This is a genomic window from Streptomyces sp. NPDC059534, assembly GCF_042743475.1.
Taxonomy (GTDB): domain Bacteria; phylum Actinomycetota; class Actinomycetes; order Streptomycetales; family Streptomycetaceae; genus Streptomyces.
In genome coordinates this window covers 1-21,526 of sequence record NZ_JBHWAQ010000056.1, presented here as the reverse complement: position 1 = coordinate 21,526, position 21,526 = coordinate 1, and the positions used below count along the sequence as shown (strand labels likewise).

Here is a 21,526-nt window from a genome sequence, read left to right as displayed (position 1 = left end):
TGAACAGGCAGCCGAACTGTCCACGGTACCGACGGAATCCGGAACCGGCGAAGAACGGACCGTCAGCAGCCACCAGGGCCGTTCCCCTCGGGAAACGGCGCCGCGGTTCTCTCGGGGAACGGCGCCCGTGTTCCCCGAGAGAACCGCGGCGCGGGCCAACCGGAACTCCCGTGGTTCCGGTTGGCCGGCCACCTGACGGGTGATCACTGTTCGTGGTCTTGGGCCCCGGCCACAGAAGGTGTGCCCAAACGATGCCGACAGCCAAAGGCCGGCGCACGGGAGCTACTCCGCACCCCCACCCGCCCCGGCCACCGTGCTCGCTCTGACCCTCGGCGGGGCCGTCCGCGACCTCGCTCCTCGGCGGGAGCGGCCACGTACCCCCGGACACGAAGAGACCCCCGGCACTTACCCTGCCGGGGGTCTCTCCACGGGTGCGGCCTGGCTCAACGCTCGCCGCGGTTCTCCGCGTGGCTGCGCATGCCGGGTTCGGTCCTGGGGGCGTTGGTGTACCAGGCGAACGGGCGGGTGACGTCGGCCTCGGCGTAGACGCGGGTCGCCGCGCCGGCGACGCTGCCGGGTTCGACCCGGGCGCCCTCCAGGGAGGCCAGGAGTCGGGCGCCGTGCCACTCACAGCCGGTGGCGGCGCTGCCATTGGCGTCCACCACGGTGACCGCGTCGTGGGGGCCGACGCAGGGCGTGGGGTCTTCGGGGTGGGCGGCGATACAGCGGTCCATGGTCATGCTTCCTTCATACGGGGCAGGGCCTCCTGCTCGCAGGCTCTGCCTTCATCTTGGTCAGTGGGTCGGACAGGCGGGGCCGGATCGTGAGGAGCGGGCGGGTGCGGGTCAGCTGTCATGTCGCATGAGTGATACGGGTCGTACTCGTGCGCTGGGTGTGAGGTCTCGTACGGGTGCGATAGCTGGAGTGGGCCCGGGGCCGGCGCGCGGCTTGCGGAGGGGGGTGGTTAAAGGACGGGCGCGTCCGCGCCCGGCACCTTCGGCTCTCCGCTGGTGAGGCCGCGCGTTCACCGTCGCCGCCGACTCGGCCGCTGGACGGCCTCCCCGACGGCGCCGGGCGCGGCCTCACCTCTCCTGCCGCACCTCACCCGCACCCGGTCTGTGGTTCCTGCCGGTCGAGCGGTGCGGGCGGTCTCCGGCTACTCGGCCACCCAAAAGGGAGCGGTGGCAGCGGGGCGGGGCCGCCGTTGCCGGGCTGCGGCGACTCTGCCCATCAGTCACTTCTCGACGTTCCGGATCTCGTGGGCGTGGACGAGGACAGGGGCGATCCAGATGCTGATGCGGTCGACCGTCCACCGGCCCTGGGTGAGTGGGCCCGGGGGGACCTCGTCGAGGACCCGGCCGGTCTTGCCGACGGCCCTCGGGTCGTCCTCGCACGCGATGATCTCGACGATGTCACCGGCGTTGAACATGGTTTCTCCTGTTCAGCGATCGTTCTTGATGTTCGCGTTGGAGTAGGTGGGGCGGGGCCGCCGCGGCCGGGCTACCGCGGCGGCCCCACCCCGTCGGTCAGCTCCAGTGCCAGCTCTGGCCGGCGGCGGCGGCGCGGGCGGCGGCGTCGGCGAAGAGGCGGGCGTCGGATCCCCAGTCGCTCGGCATCAGCCGGTGGTCGGCCGCCCGGTACAGGACGGCGGCGATCTTCCGGGCCTCGGCCGGCGGGACGTGCTCCTCGTCGCGGAACGTGCCGTCGAAGAGGCCGGCGACGACGTCCCAGTCACGGGAGGTCAGGACGTGGGCGAGGTGCTTGCCGAGGTTGGCGATGGACAGGGCGGAGCGGCGTTCCTCGCCCCACTGGTTGGAGCCGTGGCTGACGGTGATGCCCATATCGGTCCCTTTCAGTTGGCGAGGTCGAGGGCGAGGCGGATGTGGCTCTCGGCGCGGGCGAGGTGGAGGTCCCGGTCGGTGCCGCGGCTGGCGAGGGCGTCGGTGAGGCGGTCGGCGGCGGCGTCGAGGTCGGCGGCCGCCTCCTGGAGCTCCTCCAGGACGGAGCCGTTCAGGGAGCCGGCGGCGTCCTGGACCAGAGCGATGAGGCCGCGCTCGGTGGTGACGGTCGACGGGTCACGGGAGGCGCCGATGAGGTCGGCGATCCGGGCGGCGTACTCGGTGGTGAGCTGGGTGAAGGTGGTCATCGGGTCACTCCCGTCAGTGCGGTCCAGAGCCGGTTGTCTCGGCCCCACTGCATGTCGATGACGTGGATCTCTGCGCCGTGCTGCTTCAGCTCGCGCAGCGCCTGCCGTCCGATTCCGCGCCACGTGCGGGTGGTCTCGTCGCGGCGGAGGTGGAATCCGCCGATGAAGGTGAAGGGGCGGCCGTCGTCCTCCGTGATCACGGTGGCCTGCCTGGGCCAGCCTCGGAGCACGGTGAATCCCTGCTGCTGGAGGTCGAGCAGGCGCCCGAGGAGCGGGCTGCGGTCGTGGACGGTGCCGCTGACGCAGGCGCGCTGCCTGCCGTACTGGTCGACCGTGCCGGGCTGGCTGTGGGTGGTGACGAACCCGGCCCGGTTCAGCGTGGCCAGGGTGGGGATGAGGTGGCGGGCGCCGTTCTCCTCCTCCTGGCCGAAGGGGCCGTCGTAGCCGGGCCAGGAGTCGATCCGGCCCTCCAGCCACAGGGCCATGGTCTGGCCGAGGTCGGAGATGGTGCGGGTGCCTCGCCAGTGGTTCGTCATCGCTCAGCCCTCCTGCGGGATGTGCCGGTGGTGGGTGACGTAGTGGTCCAGGGCGGTGAGGTCGGCGGTGAGCCGGGCGACGGCCTGGGCGACGTCGGCGGCGGGGCCGTGGACACGGACGTTGATGCAGCTCTGGCCGGCGCTGGCCCGGTCGTCGATCTCGCGGCGGTGGCCGCAAAGGTCGAGCGACGGGTTCGTGCAGTCGACGACGACCGTGTCCGCGGGGGAGCCGGCGGAGGGGGTGTCGTGGGTGGTGATCCGGATCTGAGCAGCGCTCATGCGGCGGCCTCGCTCTCGTCGGTGAGGGTCCAGGTCCACATCTCGCCGTCGGCGGCCGCGCGGGCGGCGGCCTCGGCCAGGAGCCGGGCGGCGGCCGCGACCTTCGGCTTGGTGAAGCGGTGGCGGGCCACCTTCATGAGCGCGTCGCCGAGGGCCGTGGCCTGGTCGGGGGTGAACTCGCCGCCCTCGGTGGCCGCGTGCTTCAGGAGCCCGACGATCGGTCCGCTCTCGTCGTACGGGAGGACGCCGGCGACGTAGTCGGCGAGGCCGGTGACAAAGGGGAGCGGGTGGCGGTCCTGGCCGAAGAAGTCCGCGCCATGGCTGGTGAGGATGTGGTGGGCCATGTCAGCTCTCCTGGCGGGCGTTGTTGGCGGCGGTGCGGATCAGGTGGAGGACCTCGCCCTGGGTGCGGCCGGGGGTGTCGTTCCAGGAGTGGTAGGGCTGGGTGATGCCGCGGGCGGCGAGGACCGTCTGGAGGCGGGTGCCGGCGGCGCGGGCGGTGGCCTCGTCGCCGTACCCGAGGCGGAACAGGACGGCCTGGGCGCCGAGGATGCAGCGCCGGCCGGACACCGAGCGCAGCCCGCTGCGCTTCCAGCCGTAGCGCTCGATGACCAGGGCGGTGAGCTCCAGGTGCTCGGCGACGCCGATCTGCCGTCCGGCGCCGTGGCGGTGGCGCAGGAGCGGGAAGTTCAGTACCCAGTCCGGGAGGATCCGCAGCGCGCGGGCCGGAGCGGTGAACGCGGGCGCCGCCGCGGCCGCCGTGGGGGTGCCGAGGGCCTCGGCGACGAGCTCGGCGGTGGTCTTGGTGACGAGCGGGTGCGCGGTGGTGCGGGTCCGGGCGGCGAGGTACCGCTCGATCTCGGCGACCAGGGCCGCCGCGTCGTCCGCCAGGCCGGGGCCGGGCGGAGTTGCCGTGAGGGTGGTGGTCGTGGTCATCTCGGGGTTCCTCCTGCGTGCTTCGCGGTGCGCGGGTGGGGAGGGGCGCTCCCGGTGCTGTCCAGGCGGGTGGGAGCGCCCCGTTCACGTGCTCAGGGGGTCAGCGGTCGGAGTGCAGGACCTCGGTGCCGCCGCAGTTGCCGCACTTCTCGTCGCACAGCTCCAGGTGGCGGCCGATCAAGGCGTCGGAGACAGCGGCCGCGGCCTTCGCGCCCTTGGCGCCGGCGACGCGGACGCCGGTGTTGTGGAGGGCGATCCCGAGGCGGTCACCGATGCTCGGCTTGCTCATGGCGGGGTCCTTCCTGGGCCGGGTCTGTCCCGGCTCCCCGCCCGCCCCGGGCCGTGGAGGCCGGGGGCGGACAGGCAGCCGTCAGACTCAGCGGCGGGCGAGGCGCCGGTAGCGGGCGGCGAGGTCCTCGGCGGCCTGTTCGGCGTGGATCTCGGTGACGCGCATCGCTGCCTGGTGGGCGGCGTCGGTGTAGGCGTCCATCGGCTCCGGGGCCGCGCGGTTCGACATGCCGTGCGGCTTGACCGTGTAGATGTCGCGCTCCCTGCACAGCAGACCGGTGAGGCTGTCCTTTCCGCCCGTGATCGTGTTCTCGACCTTGAAGCCGAGGTTGGGCCAGAAGTCCTTCTCGTCCGTGACGACGTACTCGCTGTAGGACCTCGCCGCGCTTCCGGCGGGCGCGGAGTGCTCGTGGACGACGTAGATCAGGTCGCCGGGGCGGATGTCGCGCAGGAGGTCCTTCTTGCCACCACGGGTGGCGGAGTAGTGGGCCTTGAGCGTCATGGCGGTGGTCCTTCCGATCGGTGTGGTGCCGGATGGGGGTGGGGCGCCCCGGGTGCTGTCCAGGCGGGCGGAGCGCCCCGGTTCGCGCAGAGGTCAGGAGTTGCGCAGCGTCTTGGCCTTGGCAGCGATCTCGGCGTCGGTGATGCCGGCCTCGCGGGCGCCGTTCATGTAGATCGCGAAGGCGGCGAGGTTGTCCTCGGTGGGCTTGTCGATGCCCTCCATCCGGGCGGTGGCGAGCGCGGCGAGGTGGAGCCGGTACTGCTTCTCGTCGGGGCTGAGCGCGGTCATGGGGATTCCTCCTGGTGTCGGGTTTGTGGCGGTGTGCGGGGTGGTCGAGGGGGTGGTAACCCCCTGGTCAGTGCCGGTTTTGGGCCGGTTTGCCGCCCGGTCGTGGAGGCGACCGGGGTGGTCTGCCGACCGGTTCGGGGTCCTCGACGACCGGGGGGCATTCCGGGGTATTCCGGGCGCCGACCGGGGGTCGACCACCCTCATGACCGGGTGGTTTGGCCCTATTTGCCGGTGCGGGCGTCGGCGATCTGCTCGCGGAGGTAGCCGTTGGGGTTGGCCATGCCGTCTATGCGGCCGAGCTTGCGGGTGGTGCCGGCCCCGGCGTCGCGCAGCCGGGCCTGGAGCTGAGCGCCGGTCAGCTCGCCGTACTGGTCGGGGCGGTGGGCGGCGAGGAGTTCCACCAGGCGCTCGGTGCGGGCCCGGTCGACACCGGCGGTGTCGAGGACGGCGAGGCAGTCGGTGAGCAGGCCGGTGACGGCGGCCTCCGCCGCGTCCTTCGCCCCGTACGCCACCGCGTCGCCGGTGAGGGTGCCGGCCTCCTCGCGGAGCTGGCGGCCGCGCAGGCAGATCTCCTTGAACTCCGGGAGGTCGATGACGTCGGCCTTGACGGTGATGTGGCCTTCCTCGCCGCCCTGGTCCAGGACGGTGACGCCCTTGGAGTCCTCCGTCAGCAGGTGCGGGGCGGCGCCGTTGGCGACGGCGTCGTCGCCGAGGACCATCTTGGCGCTGCGGTCGCCCTTGACCCGGTAGCTGGCCCGCTTCGCGCAGACCTCACGGAGCTTGGTCGGCACGGAGTCGGCGTCCGGGCGCTGGGTGATGAACACGCCCATGCCGCCGACGAAGCGGGTCACCCGCACGTACCGGGCGAACCCTTCGACCATGAGGTCCCGGCCGGAGCGGGTCTTGACCCGGCCGCCCTCGCCGGCGTCGTCCTCGATGGCGACCTGGACGAGCGCGGCGCCGTCCAGGAGCTCCTGGAGTTCGTCGACGACCAGGAGGACCGGGCCCATGCCCTTCGCCGCGAGCTCGGGGGTGATCTTCCCCTCGGGGGCGGCCTCGGGGTCGGTCTCGTAGAGGCGGTCCAGCTCGGTGCCCCGGTCCTGCATCTCGCCGATCGTGCTGTTCACGACGCCGAGGACCTCCCGGATGATCTCCGGGGTGGCGCCCGCGATCCAGCGGTGGGCGACGTGCTTGAGCGGGGACCAGTCCGGGCCGGTCTTGCCGGTGATGACGATGATCCGAACCGTCGGGTCGAGCGCGGCCGCGGCCGCGACCAGGCGGGCGAAGTAGCTCTTGCCGTAGCCCATCAGGCCGCCGATCAGCAGCGAGGACCACAGCAGGTGCATGGTGTGCCGGTCGCCTCGGGCGTCGGTGCCCATCGGGATGCCCTGCTCCCAGAAGTTCCAGATCTGCGCCTCGATCAGCGCGGAGGGGACCTTGCCGGTGCCGTACGGGTTGTCGGCGTTGGCCACCCAAAGGACGAACCGGCCGTCGTGGCCCTCGGTACTTGTGTCGGGCGAGATCTGGATACGGGACTTCTTGATCCGCAGGGCGGAGGCCAGCTCCTCGACCTTCGCCACCGCGGCCGATGCCTTGATGCCCCGGGGGAGTTCGACGGTCGCGGTCCAGCCGGGGCCGGCGGGCTCGATGACCCCGGCGAGGTGAGTCTCGTCGCGCTGGGCCTCGGAGATGATCCCGGCCTTGATGAGGGCGGTGACGAGGTCGGCCTCACCTTGGACCCGGCCGGAGTCGCGCTTCACGAGCGAGACCCGGGACATGTCGGCGAGCGTCTGCGGCAGGAACGCCTCCGGCATCGCCTGGCCGTCGCCCTGCATCGGGACCATCACCGGGGCGCCCACGGGGAGCTGTTCGGCAGCGAAGGGACGGGCGAGGTAGAACCAGCCGAGCGGCAGTGCGGCGAGGCCGGCCAGGCCGAGGGCCGGCTCGACCGCGAGACCGTTGGCGTAGAGCAGGCCGCCGGCGGCGAGACCGCCCAGGCGGGTGGCCTTCTTCGCCCACCGCGCCCGGATCAGGTCCTTGCCCGAGATCTTCATCAGGTCCGCGTCGGCCTCCTGTCGGAGCATCAGCTGCGCTTCGGCGGCCGCAAGCCGGTTCGAGAGCACCGGGGCCTCGGCCTCGCTCGCCGTACGGAGCTGGGTGCGCAGGGCCTTGACCCGGATGACGAGCTCGCGGTCGTCCTCGGCACTCGCCCGCCGGCGCTTGCGCTCGATCTCCACGGCCAGCTCGGCGTCGGTGACGTCCGTGCCGGTCGCCCATTCCGTGCTGCGGCGTACGACGTTGGCCTTCTGCCGGTCGAAGCCGACCTTCGCCTTCGCCTTGACCTGCTCGATCCGGCCGGGCTCCTCGACGACCTCGGCGTCGATGATGTCGTCCTCCGCTCCGGTCGGCGGGGTTTCGGGGTGGATTTCGAGAGCCATCCTGCTGTCCTCCGGTAGGAAGTGCTACGGGTTGATACGCCTCGCACTCATGCAATGTCTCGCACGGGTGCGAGGCGTATCACGGCTGTTCAGGGGCGGAGCGGGCAAGTGCTACAGGCCGCCGAGGACCTGGCCGACGGCGCCGAGGGCGGAGCCGCCGATCGTCAGGACCATCGGGCCGACGAAGGTGGAGCCGAGGGTGATGCCGAACGCCCCGCACACCCCGGCCCAGACCTTGGTGACCTTGCCGTTCTTGATTCCGAAGAACAGGACGATCCCCAGGACGAGCATCAGGACGATGCCGACCGCGATCGCGCCGGTCCCGGCGGCGGCCTGCGGCTGGAGCTGGGGGGAGTAGCCGGGCTGGAGCTGCGGGGCGGTCCCGGACTGCGGGGCGCCGGCGGACAGGTTGGCGACCGTGGCCGTGTGGGCGGCGTCCGCCCGGTAGGAGGCGGAGTCGAGGCCGGTCACCGTGAGGGTGCGGCCGTCGGGCAGGGAGACCGGGGTTCCGGTGGCGCGGGTGACGGCCTGGTCGACGATCGCGGTCGCCTGCTCGGGGGTGGCGGCGGTGGCGGTGTTCGCGGTGGACAGGACGGCGATGGCGGCGGCGGCGGTGAGGGCGAGCGAGCGGGTGATGCGGGGCATGGCTGTGCTCCTTCAAGGGGTTCAGCGGTGGGTGGTGGTGTGCTGTGCGTGCGGCCGGGCCGGGGCTACTCGGCCCGGATGGCGTCCCTCAGTCGGATCGCGTACTCGGTGCGGCAGTTGAGCAGTTCGCGGATGTTCTTCGAGGAGAGCAGGCCGGGGTCGCCGAGCTCGGAGGCGAGCATCCGGACCCTGTCCAGGTCGTCCTCGTCCAGGGGCCTGTCGGTCTCCACGTCAACCCCGTGGAGCCCTTTACCCGTAAGGGTTGTGGCGGTTTCGAGGTCGCCGTCGACAGCGGCCTTCATGCGAGCCTGTGCCTCCCGGGAACGGGCCTCGATCTCGGGGGTGATGCCGACCGTCTTGGAGCCCGTGACGCGGTACCAGGCGTCCGCCCAGATCTGCTCGATGACGCTCTCCGCGCCCCGCGCCGAGCGCAGTGCCTCGGCGACCTCCCACACCTCAGGGTGACGCTGCTGACGGTCGGTGTCCCTGCGCTGCTGCTCGGCCTCGGCCCGCTTCTGGGTCTCCTCCTTCTCCTTCGCCCGGGCCTCGTCGGTGGCCTTCTTCTCGGCCGCCTTCGCCGCAGCTTCCTTCTCCGCCTTCTCCGCGACCTTCTTCGCGTCCCGCTGCTCGCGGAAGGAAGGGATGCCGTCGCGGCGCTGGGCGATGCCGTGCTCGTAAGCCATGAGGACGATCGGGCCGCCGATGGAGGCCAGCGCGCCGATCAGTCCGGCGTTCAGTCCGATGGCCTCGTCGGTCATGCCGTGCCAGAGGTTGATCCCGGCCGCGATCAGCGCACCGACCATGATGCCGATCCGGTACGGCATCACGTCCCTGCGGTGGGCCACCGCCCACGCCGCGCCGAACGCGAGGACCAGCGCCAGGCCCTCCAGCAGCGCCGGCGCCGCGACGAGGAAGGGACGGGCCGGGTCCCAGAACGCGAGGAACTGGATCGGGGCGGCGATGACCAGGCCGACGGCGTAGATACCGCGGGCGCCCCACTTCCACGTGGCCTCGGTGCGGCGCTCCTCCTCCGCCCGGTCCACCTCGGCCTGCGCCTGGGCCTCGGCCTCGGACTCCGCCTTCGCCTTCTCCGCTTCGGCCTTGACCCGGGCCGCCTCCAGCTCGGCGAGGCGCTTGGCGTGCGCGGCCTTCTCGGCCTCCAGCTTCATCGCGGCCCGGGCGTTGGCCAGGCGCTGCTTCTCCGCATCGGCCTCGGCCTGGACGCGGATCGCGTCCGCCTCCGCCTGCGCCTTGATCTTGGCGACCTCCGACTCGGTCTGCGCGAGCAGCCGGATCTCCTCCGTGGTCGCGGTGGCCAGGGCCATCGCGCCGAGGTCGGCGGCGCTGTCGGTACGGGGTTCGGTGCTGTAGGTGGTCACCGCGTGACCTCCTTCGCCTGGGGCGCCTCGACCAGGACCTCCGCCTTGACCTGGCACTTGTCGCGGCGGTCGGCAAGGCAGGCGTCGAGGTAGGCGTCGATCGTCTGGGCGGACCAGGTGTCCGGGTCGCCGTGGGACTCGCGGAAAGCGGAGCACGCGCTCATGCTGCGGCCTCCAGCTCCGTGGGCTCCTGGTCGAGCATCGCGAGCATCGTGGTGTTCGCGATCGCCTCGTCCTCGGCGGCCGGGGCCGGCGGGAGCAGCAGGTGGGCCTCGAAGGCGGTGAAGTCGATCGTGGTCTCGCGGCGGGTGCCCCGCATGTGGGCCAGCGTCGCGGTCCTGGCCAGGCCGACGATCCAGTCGAACGCCTCGTCGTCGGCGGTGCGGCACTCGTCCAGGCGGGCCGCAGCCAGCAGCCACGTGTCCTGGGCGATGTCCTCGGCCGCCGGCCACCGGGTGCCCAGGTGGGCCCTCAGGTGCCGGACCAGCCGGGCGTTGTAGATGACGAACAAAAGGGTCAGCCTGTCCCGGTCGGCGATACCGTCGTGATCGGGCATGGGTCGTACTCCTCTCACCAGGTTGTGCGGCCCTGGGCCCTGTGGCCCTGGTGTTCCCTCACCGGGGCCACACCCGTGTTCGGGCATGACTGTGACCCGGATATCGAGCACATACCGGGTCCTTCACCGCCTCAGATTGAACTAGTTCTGGTGGCGACAAGAACGATTAAGACAGGGTCACGGGCCCATGTCAATAGAACTAGTTCAGCGTGTCGATCTGAACTAGTTCTGATCTTTCAAACGACGCGCTGGAGAGGTATGGTCGTTCCAGCTAGGCATTCAGAACTAGTTCTGCGAGACTGATCCCCGCACACCCAGGAGAGGAAGGCCAGCAGTGGAGGACACCAAGATCCCGAAGGTTCAGCGGCTAGCCGCTGAGCTGCGGGAACAGATCCAGCGGGGGGTGTATCCGCCCGGATCGGCCCTGCCCAAGATCCGCGACCTCCAGGAAGCCTGGAGCGTGGCCTTCCAGACTGTGCGTGACGTCTACGCCGTGCTGGAGACCGAGGGCCTGATCGTGTCCCGGAAGGGCAAGGGCACCTTCGTCAGCCCCATCCTCGGGAAGATCCTCCGCAACGGCACCGGCAGGTACATCAAGGCCGCCCGCGAGGAGGCCGGCGCCCGTGGAGCCTTCGCTGGCGAGATCGCTCGCCTGGGGATGACGCCGAACGCCACCACTGTCATCACCAGAGAGCGCCCGCCTGCACGGATCGCTCAGATCTTGGGGATGCACCACTCCTCGAAGGCAGTCGCTCGCGCCAGGACCATGCTGGCCGACGACACGGTGGTCCAGGTCGCAACCTCTTGGTTCCCTGGCGACATCGCCTTCGGCACACAGCTCGAAGAGCAGGACACCGGGGACGGCGGCAGCAAATCCCGCCTCGCCGAGGCGGGCCACGCCCAAGTCCGCATCCGGGAGTCCATCGACGTCAGGCCCCCGACCAAGGAGGAAGCCGATGCCCTCGGAATTCCCTCTGGCCGGTCGGTCTACGAGATCACCCACGTCGGGATCACCGCTGAGGACCGAGCCGTCGAGGTCTGCGTCCACGTCATGCCCGTCACCTTGTGGTCGCTCAGCTACGAGTGGCCCATCGACCAACCGAAAGCGTGAAAGGAACCACGTTGAGCACCAACACTCCGATCGTCCGCGACGCGACCGACCGCTACCTCAAGTCCCGCCGTGAGGCAGGCGACAGTCGTGGGGCGTTCCAGACGGAGATCGAGCGTCTCGGCGGAGAACCGCGCGTAGAGACCCAGGTCCGACGCAGTGCCGCGCCCGCCGACGTCGCCGCCATCCTCGACATCTCGGCCACTGAGGACACCGTCGTCCGTGCACGTCACATGTACGACGGGTCCAAGCTCGTGCAGCTCGCCGACAGCTTCATCCCTCTGGATGTCGCAGAGGCCGCTGGCGTCGAGAACCCTGACCCCGGCCTCGGCGGCATCATCAGCAGGATGGCCGAAGCAGGGTTCGAGCAGACCGAGGTCATCGAGGAGGTCACCCCCTACGCCGCAAGCTCCACCGAGGCTGATGCGTTCGGCATCGAGGTGGGCACGCCCCTCGTCCAGATCACCCACATCGGATACACCGCCAACGGTCGAGCGGTCGAGGTCTGCGTGCATAAGCCGGGCCCCGGCTGGGTCCTCCGCTACAGCGCCCCCCTGGCCTAGCCAGAAGCGGTCCGCAGCCCTTTGGCTGCGGGCCGCAGCCCAATGGGTCCAGCAATCAAGAGGCACCATGGACCCCGAAAACACCGAAGGCGCCCTTGCCGGGGCGCCTGGTGTTACAGAAGGCCGGGGTTGCGTCCCGGCGAAGTTCGAGCAGTCAGATGAAAGGTGCTCGGTGGTAACTGTACGAGAGGCTTCCCGCCCCACGCCACACCGTGTGGTGGGCAACACGGCATCAACCCAGGCACTCCGGGCGAAATTGCTCGCGAGTGCCTCCCGCTACGCGGGAGCCGGGATGTACGTCCACCCGCTCCTCGTGGGAAGCAAGCTCCCCAGGTGGACCTCCTGGGAGGAGCGCGCGACCCTCGACCCCGAGGTGATCGAGCAGACCTGGGGCAGGGCCCCGTTCAACATCGGGATCGCCTGCGGGCCGTCCAGGCTCGTCGTGGTCGACCTCGATGTCCCCGGGCCCGGCGTGACCGCCCCGGAAGAATTCCCCGGCGTGACCGACGGGTGGTCGATGCTCTGCGCCCTCGCGGCGCGTGCCGGTGGGGAGATCGCCCCGACCATGGCGGTCCGGACCCCCAGCGGCGGACGCCACCTCCTCTACCGGGCGCCCGACGCCGAGGTCCGCAACACGGCGCGGACCATCGGCTGGCTCATCGACACCCGCGCGGCCGGCGGGTACGTGGTGGGCATCGGCTCCGCGGTCGACGGCTCCTCCTATCGTCTGGAGGGGAGCATCACCGCCCCGGCTCCGCTGCCGGAGTGGCTGCTGACCCTGCTGCTCGCTTCTCCCGAGCAACCCAAATGCGAGCGGGCGCCGCGGCGGGGGGAGGTTGTCGCCCGACTGCACGAGCTGACCCGGCAGGGCACCCGCGAGCAGCGGTGGGCCGCGGGGATCCTGCGCTCGGAGTGCGACGAGCTCGCGGCCCTGCGGGGAACCGAGGGCGGGCGCAACGGCAGGCTGAACCTGGCCGCGTACCGCGCTGGCCAGCTCGTCGCGTCCGGGCTGCTAGACCAGGCGGTCGCCGAGGAGCAGCTGACCGAGGCCGCCCTGGAGGCCGGGCTCAACGACAAGTCGCCGTTCGAGGTCGAGAAGACCCTGCGCTCCGGGATGTCCGCCGGCCTTTCCCGGCCGCGCCGGATGGACGACAAGGCCGTGCGCCAGCTCGGTGGTGCCGCATGACCGACAAGAAGCACCTCCGGCCGGTACCACCGGTCCCCAACACCGCCCCCGATGACGACATGTGGGCGGACACCAAGGCCGAGACCGTGCCCCGGGCCCGGCGCCCCCGGCCCCGCCCCGTCGTCCAGCACCGCGGGCAACTGCGGATGGCGGAGCGCTTCATCGAGGAGCACAACACCCGGCTGCGGTTCGTCCACGGCCTGGGCTGGCACGTGTGGGACTCCGCTCGCTGGCTCCTGGACGAACAGCGTGTCGACATGGCGTACGCGGTGAGGACCGTGAAGAACGCGTTGCGCGCGATCGCGGACATGAGCGAAGACGAGCGGGACGACCTCTACAAGGACGCCCGCAAGGCCGAGTCCGCCTCCGGCCTGGACGGGATGCTGAAGATCGCATCGGCCCTCCCGCCGATCAGCACCGCCTCGAAGGCCCTGGACTCCCACCCGTACAAGTTCAACACGCCCGAGGGCACGATCGATCTGGCCGAGGGCACCATCGAGCCGTGCTCCCGCGAAGACCTGATCACCAAGGTCGCCGGTGGCGCGTTGCCCGACGAGGAGGACGGCGAGCCCGCCGGCGCCCAGGAGTGGGAGGACTTCCTCGCGCGCATCCTGCCCGACGAGGAGGTACGGGCCTTCGTCCAGCGCCTGTTCGGGTACGCGATGCTCGGACAGGTCACCGAGCACGTGATGCCGATCTTCACCGGCACCGGCGCCAACGGCAAGGGCACCCTGCGCGACGCACTGATGGCCGCCTTCGGCGACTACGCCATCGAGGTAGACCCGGCGATCCTGATGGAGTCCAAGCACGAGCGGCACGGCGCCTTCAAGATGCGCCTGCGCGGGGCACGGCTGACATTCTGCTCCGAGACGGAGAAGGGGAAGCGGTTCGCCGAGGCCACGATGAAGCGCCTGGTCGGTGGTGACCCGATCGAGGCAAACCTCATGCACAAAAACCCGATCACCTTCGACCCGTCCCACACCCTCATCATGCTGACCAACCACCTACCGTTGGTTTCAGGTGACGACCCGGCTGTGTGGCGGCGCATCCTGGTGGTCCCGTTCGACGTCGTGATCCCCGAAGAGGAGCGCGACCCCAGCCTTCCGGAACGGTTGAAGAAGGCCGCGCCGGCTGTCCTCGAGTGGGCGTACGCCGGGTGGCAGGACTACCAGGAGCAGGGCCTCAACCCTCCACAGATCGTCCGTATCAAGACCGAGGAGTACAAAGCCTCCAGCGACGTCCTCGGCCGTTTCCTCGACGAGCGGACGATTGCCTCGCCCCACGCGGTCGTGCCCGCCCGAGAGCTGTTCAACGCCTGGACGAGCTGGTGCCACGGGAGCGGTGAGCACGCTTCCAGCGAGGTCGAGTTTTCGAAAAGCTTGGCGGCTCGCGGTTTCACCACAAAGCGGACAGCCGCAGGGAAGGTGTACCCGGGTCTGATGGTGGCCGGAGAGGACCCCTCCGACGACTCCTGAGTCACGCTGCACAACAACGACAGCCCCCGCCCGGGAACCGGCGGGGGCTGTCGTCGTGTAGGGCCCTTCCAGGGGGGTGCAAGCCGCTGACCTGCAATAGTGCAGGGTTGTGGTGGGTTTCCCGATAACCTTCCCTGTGTATGTGTGTGGAGAGTTTCGGAAAACCCACCACAACCCAGCACTAGATGCATATTGCAATTATTTCTGGACGTCACAAACGCCTTATCTAGCAAGACTTCGCGCCGCCACTCGGCGGCGGTGCTCGGCCCCGTTCGGAGCCCGCCCGCTTTTGGGTGGCTGTTCCTGTGCCACGGATGGGCTGTTCGAGCGCCGAACCTGCCTGGTGTGGCTCCGGGGTTGGGCGCGGGCCCACAGGCGGCCCGAGAGCGCCCTGAGGGCCTTGGGGTGTGCCGGGGGGCGGGTGAGGTGCGGAAGGCGGCGGAGCGCGCCCGGCAGCGGCCGGGAGGCCGTTCGCGGCCGGTTCGGCCGGTGACGGTGAACGCGCGCTCCGCAGGGGCCCGCACCCGGGACTGTCGGGCGCGGACGCGCCCGTCCTTTGTTCTTCCCCCGGAACGAAGGGGGCGCCGCCGTGGCCGCCCTGGGTGCCGTCGGCCAGGCGCGGAAGCCCCCGGCGGTAGGCCCCGCCGAGGCGGACGCGTGACGGGGCCCGGGGTGATACGGCTCGCAAGGGTGTGGGTCGTGCTACTGGTGCGAGGTCTGCGAGGGCAGGCCGGCCTGCTTGGCGAGGCGGGCCTGGATGCGGGGCGCCTGGGCGGCCGCGGCTTCCATCAGGGCGGAGACGACCTGGTGCTTGGGCAGGCGGGTGGCGAAGTGGATGTCGTCCACGGCGGCGGTGAAGGCGTCCGCGGCCTCGGTGGTGACGTACCAGGAGCGGCGGGTCATGTCCGGGGCGGTGGCCTGGCGGGCGCGTCGGCGGACCTCGCTCTTGTCGACCTCGGTGACGACCTTGTCCTCGTCGTCGGTGTCGGGGAGGAACCTGGTGGGCTTGACCATGGGTCACTTCTTCCTGGGCAGGGGTGCGATGCCGATCTCGGCGAGCAGGGCGGGGATGTCGAGGAAGTCGGAGGGCAGTGTCTTGTAGGCGCGTTGGTAGGCGACCCGCTTGACCAGCTCGGTGTCGCAGAGCGGGTACTTCTTCTCGATCTCGGCGCGGGCCTCGCGGGGCAGGGAGGTCTGGTGGTCGGTGCGGGAGAGGATCACGTATGCCTCGAACCCGCCGACCACGGACTGGGATGCGGCGGTCTTGGCGGCTTCCCAGGTGGGCAGGAGGGTCTCGGTCTCGCTGGGGTCGGCGCCGACCGGGACCAGGAGGTGCTTCGCGCGGCGGAGGCTGGCGTGGAAGACGGCCGGGTTGCCTCCGCCGATGTCGGCGATGATGACGTCGTTGTCGGCCTCCAGGTCCTCGATGTGCTCGTCGATGCTGTCGACGGGGTGGGAGGACACCTCGATTGGCCAGTCCAGCTGGGGAGTCCTGCGTACGTGGCGCTGCCACTTCCAGGCGGTCTGGCTCACGGAGTCCCCGTCGACCACGTGGACCTTCTTCTTGTGGACCACGGCCAGGTACAGCGCGGCCATCACGGCCAGGCGGCTCTTCCCCGCCCCGCCTTTGAACGAGCCGACGACGATCACCTCGGCGCCGGCCTCGGGTTCGGGCATCCTGGGCCCTCCCTTGAAGTCCCTGCGGCCGCAGGGCCGGCCGCCTCGCGGGCAGGCTACGGCTCGCACCCATGCGACGAGTAGCCCAACACGCACCGGTGTGCCGCGTGCGAGGCGTATCACGGCCAGGCCCTTCGGGGGCGCAAAATCTAGCTAGAATTCGCGCCTTTCCGCAGGCCAGCCCCCTGTCGGGCGGGTCCGGTCAGGGGGCGGCGCGTTCCGTGGCGGAGCGGATGATGTCGCCGGTGGTGACGATCCGGTCCTGGAGTTGGGCCCGTTCGAGGATGTCGTCGGCGTTGGGACTGGGCTTGAGGAGGGCGCAGAGGATGCCGAGGGCGCCGGCCGCGCTGCTGTCGCGCATGGCCTGGATGAAGGCGACCTGGATGCCGTCGCCGTACCGGTCCTGCCATTCGAGGAGGGCGTCGACTGCGGGGCGGCTGGTCCAGTAGGCGGCGCGGACCAGCTGCTCGCCGAGGTCGGCCGGGAGGCGAACGGCCATACGGGCGCTGAGCATGGTGGGGTCGGTCCAGCTCCGGCCCGCGCGCCGGGGGCTGGTGCCCACCGGCCGGCCGGGAGACCCGGCTACACCGGCGGGAACCGGCTCGAACTCTCCGTCCAGGCCGCGCCGCTTCAACTCGGCGCGCACCTCGGGGGCGAGGACCAGGTCCCGGGTGCCGGTCAGCTTGCCGCGGGCGCGGAGCTCGGCGAACTCAGCCCGGACCCGGGCCCGAGCGGCCTGACCGGCCTTGCCGCGAAGAGTCGAGACACCCTCCCGCTTCCGCGCCTTCTCCAGCCAAGTGGCCTCAGCCTTCAAGCCCCGGGCCACGACCTTGTTCAGGCGCTTGAGGGCATTGGGCTCGACGGCCACCACGAACGGCATCAACATGCGGCGGAGTCTAGCTAGATATCGCGCACTACCCTCTTGAGGTTTGACAGCGAAAAGCCAGCCTCGTCGTAGACCTTAGATCAAGGTGCCGGTTCCGCTGGTGTCGCAGGGATGAAGCACGGAGTGCCCGGATGATCGCCGGAGAAGGCGAGCCCCCAAGGCAATCTCGGAATGCCAGTCGGGCTGGCCTGACAGTAGTCGACACATGCAGAGATGTAGTGTTTTGTTATGAGATCACACGGGTGGCGGATGGCCTCTCTGGCCTCTGGTACCCAGTGTGGTTTTGGTGGGAAGTGGCGATGCTGACGTTCGGCGCGGTGCTGATCGCCGGGGTGTGGATGGCGGCCCTGGTCCTGATCACGGTCACCGACCGGGGCGCACGGGACCGCACTTGGGCGGTCGCGGCCTCGCTCGGAACCGCTGTACCGGTCGCCGTGGTGACTGCCGCCCTCACCGGCAGAATGTGGGCATCGCTGCTTAGCGCGGCGACCGCCGGCGCAGCGGTGGCCATCCTGCTTCTGCACGGCGGACCCGGTACCCGATAACCCGCCGCACTGGGGAAGACGGGGAGTATGCCCTTACGGCCCGTTCGGCGTGGGAGCCGTGTCCAGGCTGTGGTTGGCTCGTTGTAGCGGCAGTACGCGCTGTGTCCGCAGCCTGGGGGTGATGGACGCAGCTGTGGGGTATGGGGTAATTGGCAGCCCGACGGTTTCTGGTTCCGTTAGTCCAGGTTCGAGTCCTGGTATCCCAGCAAGAGTGCCTTCGACGTCTCCTGCCCGCTCGGGCGCGTTCCGAGGGCCTGGGGAAAGTGGTCCGGCCCGGCCTTTGTGTCATTCGGGGGTCTCTGCCGGACCGTGGCTGTCTGCCTCTGGGGCGAGGTCTTTCTGTCGGCAGTCTGGGCATGGGATCAGGCCGTGGCCGTTGGGAGCCACGAGGGTGCCCCAGTCGCGGCAGCGCCGGCACAGATAGAAGGCATGGTGGGCGTCCGGCCGGTGCGGGCGGGAAGGGCGCGGCATAGGGATACGGCTCACATGAAGGAGAACATAGGGTTCATTTCCTGCTATTCCGTCCGGTGGTGTCATGTGGATGCAGCCGCCAGCGCTCCCGGCTGCCCAGTCCCTGCCGTTCCATGCCGACCGGCCGGGCTGGGGTGACTCCTCCGTGGAGAGCTGCGCGCTGGGGAGGGGGGATGTGCCGGAGGCAGTGTGGCTTGGGGAGGGGTGTGCTGGACTGGACTGTGTGGCCTGTGTAAAGGGAGTGGGCCCCGTGGATGTGGACATGCCGGTCCGGTTGCCGGACGGGAGTGGGCTGATCGTCCGCCCTATGAGTCCGGGCGATCACGCCGCCGTGGTGTCGCTGATCGACGCCGACTGGCTGCCCGGACAGCATCATCCCAGCCATCGGTTCCCGCCGCGGCCCGCAAAGCGGCTGCGTGAGGCGGAAATCCTCATCGTGTCCCGCGCCCATGGCGAAGTGGCCGGAATGCTGGATGCGGGGGTGCGGCCCGCCGACGGGGCCGGGCTGATCGTGCGGCTGCACGGCCGGGAGGACTTCGAGATCCTCACCACGCTCATTGCGGTGGCCCGGGCCCACCTGGGCCACCGCACGCTGTATGCGTGTACCGGCCCGGCCCGGCCACCGCCACCGGCATCCCCGGCCTGCCCGTCGAGCACCGCGCGGTCACCGCCCGCGCCCTGACCGCTGCCGGTTTCTCCCCGGCCTCCGCCCAGCGGTACTTCCTGCGCGACCTCACCATCGCCCCGCCCGCCCCGCCGGAGTACCCCCTGGCCGACGTCACCCCGATCACCGACCCGCCGGGCTGGCAGCTGGAGCTCACCGGCACCGACGGCCGCCACGCCGCCACCGCCATCCTGCGCGCCCCGACCCACGAAACCGCCGGCATGGCCGTCCTGTGGCAGCTCACCGTGCGCCACGCCCACCGCCGCCAGCACATCGCCACCCGCCTGCTCGGCCAGTGCCTGCACCACGCCGCCCAGCACGGCGCCCACCACCTCACCGCCGATGCCCCCGACGGCGACATCCCCGGCGCCTGCCTCCTCGCCGGCGCGGGCTTCCTCCCCCTCGACACCCTCACCGTCTACCGACGACGCCTGTGACACGCCCCCGCCACCCCCGTGTCGAACTCCCGTACGCGCACAGCCGGGTACGTCGAGCTCGCGTGCACAGCCGGGTGAGGCTCACATGCAGGGATCGCCGTGCTCCGACTGGCGTACGCGCGGCGGGCGGCGGGGCTGTCCGGCCGTGCCGGACGCCGAATTGCTTCGAGCGGCCAAGGCGCCTGCGGCGTCGCTCCGAGAGGTCCTGCGGCCATCCTGGGCAGCGTCCCGGTCCAGGATGGCTGGTTGCCGGACGGCCCCGACCGGTGACGCCCGGCCTGCCTCTGCACGCAGCTTGAACAAGCCGTGCGCGGGGATCCGTCGACCGTGCGGACGGCACGGCGGAGACCGCATCAGCCGCCCTCCGGGCATGGTCCACCCCTATCCGGCCGGGGCAGGGGGCAGGGGGCAGGGATGTCGGCGTCGGGATCCGGAGGCCGGTGCCGGGGGTCGGTCTGGGGTGGTGGGCTGGTGGTGCCGGTGGCGGGGCTGGTCAGGGGTGGTGGTAGACGGTGGGGGTGTCGATGAGGGCGAAGCCGGCGGCGGCGAGGAGGCGGGCTGCGGTGTGGTCGCCGGCGTTGGTGCGGGCGGTGACGTCGGTGGCGTGGTGGCCGGCGGCCAGGTGCAGGCACTGGGCCAGCAGCCGCTCGCCGGTGTCGCGGCCCTGGTGGGTGGGGTGGACGGCCAGCCGGGCCAGGGCCGCGGTGCCGTCGCCGGGGGCGTGCAGCACGGCGGTGGCCAGCAGCCGTCCGCCGGTGTCGGTCATCTTCAGACGCCAGCCGGGCGGATCACTCAGCGCGGTGACCTCGGCTAGCGGATAGCCGGGCGGGCGTCTGGGCACGGTGACCAGGCGCCGGAAATACCAGGTCGCATCGTCCGGGACGAACCCGGCCGCCTGCAGGGCCCGGACGGTGACGGGCCGGTGCCTGACCGGCAGCCCAGGCAGGCCCGCCGGGTCCGGGGAGGCGCCGAAGGCATACAGCGGACGCCGCTCGCCCAGGTGCGCGCGGGCCAGCGCGAGCAGGGAGGCGATCACGCCGAAATCCTCACCGCCGTGCAGCCACCAGATCATCCCGGCGTCGTCCCCGGGCCGTACCCCGCAGCGCACCGCCCCGACGGCCCGGCCGGCCGGGCCGAGGAGGAGGAAGGTTTCCGTCAGGTCCGCGCCGGGCCCGGACGGCGGCTGATCCAGCAGGAAAGGCGCCGCCGGGGGCAGGCCGGGGAGCCGGTCGGCCTGGAGCAGGGCCAGCACCGCGTCCTGGTCGGCGTGTGCGTACCGGCGGGCCGACATGTGGTCTTGCCCCTCGGCACGCGACCGCAGCTCCACAGTCCCTCCCGGAACACCTCGCCGGCCGGAGTGCCGCAGCGGGCGGCCAGGCGCACGATACGGCCCTTGGGCCCGGTCCGGGGCCTGCGGCGCGCCGACGGAGGAGTCCGCTGAGGCGGGGCCTGTCAGCCCCCGGAGTATGCCCGGAGGTTGGGGGATGTTTCCCGCGGGCCGGGAACCAGCGGCGTGGTGGGCGGAGGGGCGCCGGTGGGCACGGTGCGGCCTTCGGCCTGCCACTGGGCGGCCAGCGCCGCGTAGATCGGCGGATCCTCGCCGCCGGCCCAGGGCGGGGGCGGGATGGGGGCTGCGGGGGCACCTGGCACACCCCGGTCAACGACGGCGCACCCGCCGCGGCACGTTCTTCCTGGGCCGAACGGGTGGCCTCCGCAGCCACCCGGGAACCCCGGAGCGTCCGGGGTGGAGCATTCCCACAGAAGCTCATCTGAGTGAGTTTATGTACGTCAAATGGCGGTATGTCATAGTGAGCGCCGTTTTGCCGATGGTGCTTAGCTGCGGATTGCGGCGGCCCGGTCGGGGCTCTGTCGCCTCGGATCCCTGGAAGACACGAAGGAGACGCTCGATGTCGGTCTACACCCCCCAGCAGCACAGTCTCGGCCAGCAGTTCGGCCAGTCCTCGCCGCTGGGCCAGCAGCAGCCCTACGGCCAGCAGGGCTTCGGTCAGCAGCAGCGGTGGCTGTCCCAGGGCCAGCAGCAGTTCGGCCAGCAGTACCCGCAGCAGGGCTTCGGACCGTTCTCCTCCGGTCAGCCGGGTGTCCAGCAGGGGCAGGGGCAGATTCAGGGCCAGCTGCCGGTGCTGGTGACGGAGCTGGCGCTGCGCTGTGCGGCGACGGCCGCCACGGCGGTGGTGGAGCAGCTGCGCATGGACCCGCAGATCCTGATGGGGATCCAGGCGCAGGGTCAGATCCCGCCGCACGCGTGGGGCAGCGTGCTTGTCGACTGTGCGCGGAAGATCGCCCCCGTCCTGCACACCGTGCTCGCCCAGATCACCCAGGGGCAGCAGGGCCAGATCGGTCAGCAGGGGCAGTACGGGCAGTCGATGGGCCAGTTCCCGGGTCAGTGGCAGGGCCTGTCCGGGCAGCAGCAGTACGGCCAGATGTCGCCGATGGGCCTCGGTCTGGGCATCTGAGGAAGGGTCCGGGTCGGGCGCGGCAGCCTCCTATGGGGCTGCCGCGC

At 71.0% G+C, this 21,526-nt stretch carries 28 protein-coding genes and 1 tRNA gene; 9 read left to right on the top strand and 20 right to left on the bottom strand.

Features of this window, described 5'->3' with window-relative positions:
- Positions 1 to 443: 443 nt before the first annotated feature.
- From ACFVZH_RS36650 to ACFVZH_RS36575, 16 genes are all read right to left on the bottom strand, one after another.
- Positions 444 to 740, bottom strand: coding sequence for a hypothetical protein (locus tag ACFVZH_RS36650; protein ID WP_384904409.1), 297 nt, complete (start codon positions 738 to 740; stop codon positions 444 to 446).
- A 494-nt stretch (positions 741 to 1,234) separates the two neighbouring features.
- Positions 1,235 to 1,429, bottom strand: a complete 195-nt coding sequence (locus tag ACFVZH_RS36645; protein ID WP_384904407.1) for a hypothetical protein — start codon at positions 1,427 to 1,429, stop codon at positions 1,235 to 1,237.
- A 97-nt stretch (positions 1,430 to 1,526) separates the two neighbouring features.
- Positions 1,527 to 1,841 (bottom strand): hypothetical protein, encoded by a 315-nt coding sequence (locus tag ACFVZH_RS36640; protein WP_384904405.1) that lies wholly within the window; start codon positions 1,839 to 1,841, stop codon positions 1,527 to 1,529.
- Between the two features lie 11 nt (positions 1,842 to 1,852).
- On the bottom strand, positions 1,853 to 2,146 hold the full coding sequence (locus ACFVZH_RS36635; protein ID WP_384904403.1) for a hypothetical protein: 294 nt from the start codon (positions 2,144 to 2,146) through the stop codon (positions 1,853 to 1,855).
- The gene (locus tag ACFVZH_RS36630; RefSeq protein WP_384904401.1) at positions 2,143 to 2,682 is read right to left on the bottom strand and encodes a DUF6919 domain-containing protein; all 540 of its coding nucleotides are present in this window, start codon (positions 2,680 to 2,682) and stop codon (positions 2,143 to 2,145) included. Before ACFVZH_RS36630 ends, ACFVZH_RS36635 begins: the two co-directional genes overlap by 4 nt.
- Positions 2,683 to 2,685: 3 nt before the next feature.
- Complete coding sequence (locus ACFVZH_RS36625; RefSeq protein ID WP_384904399.1) at positions 2,686 to 2,961, bottom strand: hypothetical protein; 276 nt, start codon at positions 2,959 to 2,961, stop codon at positions 2,686 to 2,688.
- Positions 2,958 to 3,305, bottom strand: coding sequence for a hypothetical protein (locus ACFVZH_RS36620; protein WP_384904397.1), 348 nt, complete (start codon positions 3,303 to 3,305; stop codon positions 2,958 to 2,960). Before ACFVZH_RS36620 ends, ACFVZH_RS36625 begins: the two co-directional genes overlap by 4 nt.
- Position 3,306: 1 nt before the next feature.
- Positions 3,307 to 3,897 (bottom strand): hypothetical protein, encoded by a 591-nt coding sequence (locus ACFVZH_RS36615; RefSeq protein WP_384904395.1) that lies wholly within the window; start codon positions 3,895 to 3,897, stop codon positions 3,307 to 3,309.
- Between the two features lie 100 nt (positions 3,898 to 3,997).
- The gene (locus tag ACFVZH_RS36610; protein WP_384904393.1) at positions 3,998 to 4,186 is read right to left on the bottom strand and encodes a hypothetical protein; all 189 of its coding nucleotides are present in this window, start codon (positions 4,184 to 4,186) and stop codon (positions 3,998 to 4,000) included.
- 87 nt (positions 4,187 to 4,273) lie between these two features.
- Positions 4,274 to 4,687: a hypothetical protein gene (locus ACFVZH_RS36605; protein ID WP_384904391.1), complete on the bottom strand. Its 414-nt coding sequence runs from the start codon at positions 4,685 to 4,687 to the stop codon at positions 4,274 to 4,276.
- A 93-nt stretch (positions 4,688 to 4,780) separates the two neighbouring features.
- Entirely contained in the window at positions 4,781 to 4,975 is a 195-nt protein-coding gene (locus ACFVZH_RS36600; RefSeq protein ID WP_384904389.1) for a hypothetical protein, read from the bottom strand.
- Positions 4,976 to 5,196: 221 nt separating this feature from the next.
- On the bottom strand, positions 5,197 to 7,413 hold the full coding sequence (locus ACFVZH_RS36595) for a hypothetical protein (RefSeq protein ID WP_384904387.1): 2,217 nt from the start codon (positions 7,411 to 7,413) through the stop codon (positions 5,197 to 5,199).
- Positions 7,414 to 7,524: 111 nt separating this feature from the next.
- The gene (locus tag ACFVZH_RS36590; protein WP_384904385.1) at positions 7,525 to 8,058 is read right to left on the bottom strand and encodes a hypothetical protein; all 534 of its coding nucleotides are present in this window, start codon (positions 8,056 to 8,058) and stop codon (positions 7,525 to 7,527) included.
- Positions 8,059 to 8,123: 65 nt separating this feature from the next.
- Positions 8,124 to 9,437, bottom strand: a complete 1,314-nt coding sequence (locus ACFVZH_RS36585) for a hypothetical protein (protein ID WP_384904384.1) — start codon at positions 9,435 to 9,437, stop codon at positions 8,124 to 8,126.
- The gene (locus ACFVZH_RS36580) at positions 9,434 to 9,601 is read right to left on the bottom strand and encodes a hypothetical protein (RefSeq protein WP_384904382.1); all 168 of its coding nucleotides are present in this window, start codon (positions 9,599 to 9,601) and stop codon (positions 9,434 to 9,436) included. Before ACFVZH_RS36580 ends, ACFVZH_RS36585 begins: the two co-directional genes overlap by 4 nt.
- On the bottom strand, positions 9,598 to 9,993 hold the full coding sequence (locus ACFVZH_RS36575; RefSeq protein ID WP_384904380.1) for an RNA polymerase sigma factor: 396 nt from the start codon (positions 9,991 to 9,993) through the stop codon (positions 9,598 to 9,600). The genes ACFVZH_RS36580 and ACFVZH_RS36575 overlap by 4 nt, the downstream gene beginning before the upstream one ends.
- A 334-nt stretch (positions 9,994 to 10,327) precedes the next feature.
- On the opposite strand from ACFVZH_RS36575, the gene ACFVZH_RS36570 reads away from it, so the two are divergent.
- From ACFVZH_RS36570 to ACFVZH_RS36555, 4 genes are all read left to right on the top strand, one after another.
- A complete protein-coding gene (locus ACFVZH_RS36570) occupies positions 10,328 to 11,104 on the top strand; it encodes a GntR family transcriptional regulator (protein ID WP_384904378.1) in 777 nt (258 codons plus the stop codon).
- Between the two features lie 11 nt (positions 11,105 to 11,115).
- Positions 11,116 to 11,664, top strand: coding sequence for a UTRA domain-containing protein (locus tag ACFVZH_RS36565; RefSeq protein ID WP_384904376.1), 549 nt, complete (start codon positions 11,116 to 11,118; stop codon positions 11,662 to 11,664).
- Between the two features lie 67 nt (positions 11,665 to 11,731).
- Entirely contained in the window at positions 11,732 to 12,850 is a 1,119-nt protein-coding gene (locus ACFVZH_RS36560) for a bifunctional DNA primase/polymerase (RefSeq protein WP_384904375.1), read from the top strand.
- A complete protein-coding gene (locus ACFVZH_RS36555; protein WP_384904373.1) occupies positions 12,847 to 14,325 on the top strand; it encodes a phage/plasmid primase, P4 family in 1,479 nt (492 codons plus the stop codon). Before ACFVZH_RS36560 ends, ACFVZH_RS36555 begins: the two co-directional genes overlap by 4 nt.
- Before the next feature lie 702 nt (positions 14,326 to 15,027).
- Here the strand turns inward: ACFVZH_RS36555 and ACFVZH_RS36550 are convergent.
- The 3 genes from ACFVZH_RS36550 to ACFVZH_RS36540 all read right to left on the bottom strand — a co-directional run bounded on the left by ACFVZH_RS36550 (position 15,028) and on the right by ACFVZH_RS36540 (position 16,888).
- Complete coding sequence (locus ACFVZH_RS36550) at positions 15,028 to 15,339, bottom strand: hypothetical protein (RefSeq protein WP_384904371.1); 312 nt, start codon at positions 15,337 to 15,339, stop codon at positions 15,028 to 15,030.
- 3 nt (positions 15,340 to 15,342) lie between these two features.
- Positions 15,343 to 16,002, bottom strand: a complete 660-nt coding sequence (locus tag ACFVZH_RS36545) for a hypothetical protein (RefSeq protein WP_384904370.1) — start codon at positions 16,000 to 16,002, stop codon at positions 15,343 to 15,345.
- 202 nt (positions 16,003 to 16,204) lie between these two features.
- Positions 16,205 to 16,888 carry a hypothetical protein gene (locus tag ACFVZH_RS36540; protein ID WP_384904368.1) on the bottom strand — a complete coding sequence of 228 codons (684 nt, stop codon included), beginning with the start codon at positions 16,886 to 16,888 and terminating at the stop codon, positions 16,205 to 16,207.
- A gap of 299 nt (positions 16,889 to 17,187) precedes the next feature.
- Here ACFVZH_RS36540 and ACFVZH_RS36535 point away from each other — a divergent pair, with 299 nt between their 5' ends.
- The 4 genes from ACFVZH_RS36535 to ACFVZH_RS36520 all read left to right on the top strand — a co-directional run bounded on the left by ACFVZH_RS36535 (position 17,188) and on the right by ACFVZH_RS36520 (position 19,005).
- Positions 17,188 to 17,433, top strand: coding sequence for a hypothetical protein (locus tag ACFVZH_RS36535; protein ID WP_384904366.1), 246 nt, complete (start codon positions 17,188 to 17,190; stop codon positions 17,431 to 17,433).
- Between the two features lie 134 nt (positions 17,434 to 17,567).
- A tRNA-Gln gene (locus tag ACFVZH_RS36530) sits at positions 17,568 to 17,639 on the top strand.
- A gap of 515 nt (positions 17,640 to 18,154) precedes the next feature.
- Positions 18,155 to 18,586, top strand: a complete 432-nt coding sequence (locus ACFVZH_RS36525; protein WP_384904364.1) for a hypothetical protein — start codon at positions 18,155 to 18,157, stop codon at positions 18,584 to 18,586.
- On the top strand, positions 18,505 to 19,005 hold the full coding sequence (locus ACFVZH_RS36520; protein WP_384904362.1) for a GNAT family N-acetyltransferase: 501 nt from the start codon (positions 18,505 to 18,507) through the stop codon (positions 19,003 to 19,005). Before ACFVZH_RS36525 ends, ACFVZH_RS36520 begins: the two co-directional genes overlap by 82 nt.
- Before the next feature lie 493 nt (positions 19,006 to 19,498).
- Here the strand turns inward: ACFVZH_RS36520 and ACFVZH_RS36515 are convergent, their stop codons facing one another.
- Positions 19,499 to 20,296, bottom strand: coding sequence for a GNAT family N-acetyltransferase (locus ACFVZH_RS36515; protein ID WP_384904360.1), 798 nt, complete (start codon positions 20,294 to 20,296; stop codon positions 19,499 to 19,501).
- Positions 20,297 to 20,912: 616 nt separating this feature from the next.
- On the opposite strand from ACFVZH_RS36515, the gene ACFVZH_RS36510 reads away from it, so the two are divergent.
- On the top strand, positions 20,913 to 21,479 hold the full coding sequence (locus ACFVZH_RS36510; protein ID WP_384904358.1) for a hypothetical protein: 567 nt from the start codon (positions 20,913 to 20,915) through the stop codon (positions 21,477 to 21,479).
- Positions 21,480 to 21,526 lie beyond the last annotated feature (47 nt).

Coding starts and splice junctions, on each gene's coding strand:
- ACFVZH_RS36510 (WP_384904358.1), top strand. CDS start 20,913: ATGTCGGTCTACACCCCCCAGCAGCACAGTCTCGGCCAGCAGTTCGGC.
- ACFVZH_RS36640 (WP_384904405.1), bottom strand. CDS start 1,841: ATGGGCATCACCGTCAGCCACGGCTCCAACCAGTGGGGCGAGGAACGC.
- ACFVZH_RS36605 (WP_384904391.1), bottom strand. CDS start 4,687: ATGACGCTCAAGGCCCACTACTCCGCCACCCGTGGTGGCAAGAAGGAC.
- ACFVZH_RS36540 (WP_384904368.1), bottom strand. CDS start 16,888: ATGTTGATGCCGTTCGTGGTGGCCGTCGAGCCCAATGCCCTCAAGCGC.
- ACFVZH_RS36590 (WP_384904385.1), bottom strand. CDS start 8,058: ATGCCCCGCATCACCCGCTCGCTCGCCCTCACCGCCGCCGCCGCCATC.
- ACFVZH_RS36630 (WP_384904401.1), bottom strand. CDS start 2,682: ATGACGAACCACTGGCGAGGCACCCGCACCATCTCCGACCTCGGCCAG.
- ACFVZH_RS36575 (WP_384904380.1), bottom strand. CDS start 9,993: ATGCCCGATCACGACGGTATCGCCGACCGGGACAGGCTGACCCTTTTG.
- ACFVZH_RS36635 (WP_384904403.1), bottom strand. CDS start 2,146: ATGACCACCTTCACCCAGCTCACCACCGAGTACGCCGCCCGGATCGCC.
- ACFVZH_RS36595 (WP_384904387.1), bottom strand. CDS start 7,413: ATGGCTCTCGAAATCCACCCCGAAACCCCGCCGACCGGAGCGGAGGAC.
- ACFVZH_RS36515 (WP_384904360.1), bottom strand. CDS start 20,296: ATGTCGGCCCGCCGGTACGCACACGCCGACCAGGACGCGGTGCTGGCC.
- ACFVZH_RS36645 (WP_384904407.1), bottom strand. CDS start 1,429: ATGTTCAACGCCGGTGACATCGTCGAGATCATCGCGTGCGAGGACGAC.
- ACFVZH_RS36620 (WP_384904397.1), bottom strand. CDS start 3,305: ATGGCCCACCACATCCTCACCAGCCATGGCGCGGACTTCTTCGGCCAG.
- ACFVZH_RS36650 (WP_384904409.1), bottom strand. CDS start 740: ATGACCATGGACCGCTGTATCGCCGCCCACCCCGAAGACCCCACGCCC.
- ACFVZH_RS36535 (WP_384904366.1), top strand. CDS start 17,188: ATGCTGACGTTCGGCGCGGTGCTGATCGCCGGGGTGTGGATGGCGGCC.
- ACFVZH_RS36600 (WP_384904389.1), bottom strand. CDS start 4,975: ATGACCGCGCTCAGCCCCGACGAGAAGCAGTACCGGCTCCACCTCGCC.
- ACFVZH_RS36555 (WP_384904373.1), top strand. CDS start 12,847: ATGACCGACAAGAAGCACCTCCGGCCGGTACCACCGGTCCCCAACACC.
- ACFVZH_RS36610 (WP_384904393.1), bottom strand. CDS start 4,186: ATGAGCAAGCCGAGCATCGGTGACCGCCTCGGGATCGCCCTCCACAAC.
- ACFVZH_RS36550 (WP_384904371.1), bottom strand. CDS start 15,339: ATGGTCAAGCCCACCAGGTTCCTCCCCGACACCGACGACGAGGACAAG.
- ACFVZH_RS36560 (WP_384904375.1), top strand. CDS start 11,732: ATGGACCCCGAAAACACCGAAGGCGCCCTTGCCGGGGCGCCTGGTGTT.
- ACFVZH_RS36545 (WP_384904370.1), bottom strand. CDS start 16,002: ATGCCCGAACCCGAGGCCGGCGCCGAGGTGATCGTCGTCGGCTCGTTC.
- ACFVZH_RS36615 (WP_384904395.1), bottom strand. CDS start 3,897: ATGACCACGACCACCACCCTCACGGCAACTCCGCCCGGCCCCGGCCTG.
- ACFVZH_RS36580 (WP_384904382.1), bottom strand. CDS start 9,601: ATGAGCGCGTGCTCCGCTTTCCGCGAGTCCCACGGCGACCCGGACACC.
- ACFVZH_RS36625 (WP_384904399.1), bottom strand. CDS start 2,961: ATGAGCGCTGCTCAGATCCGGATCACCACCCACGACACCCCCTCCGCC.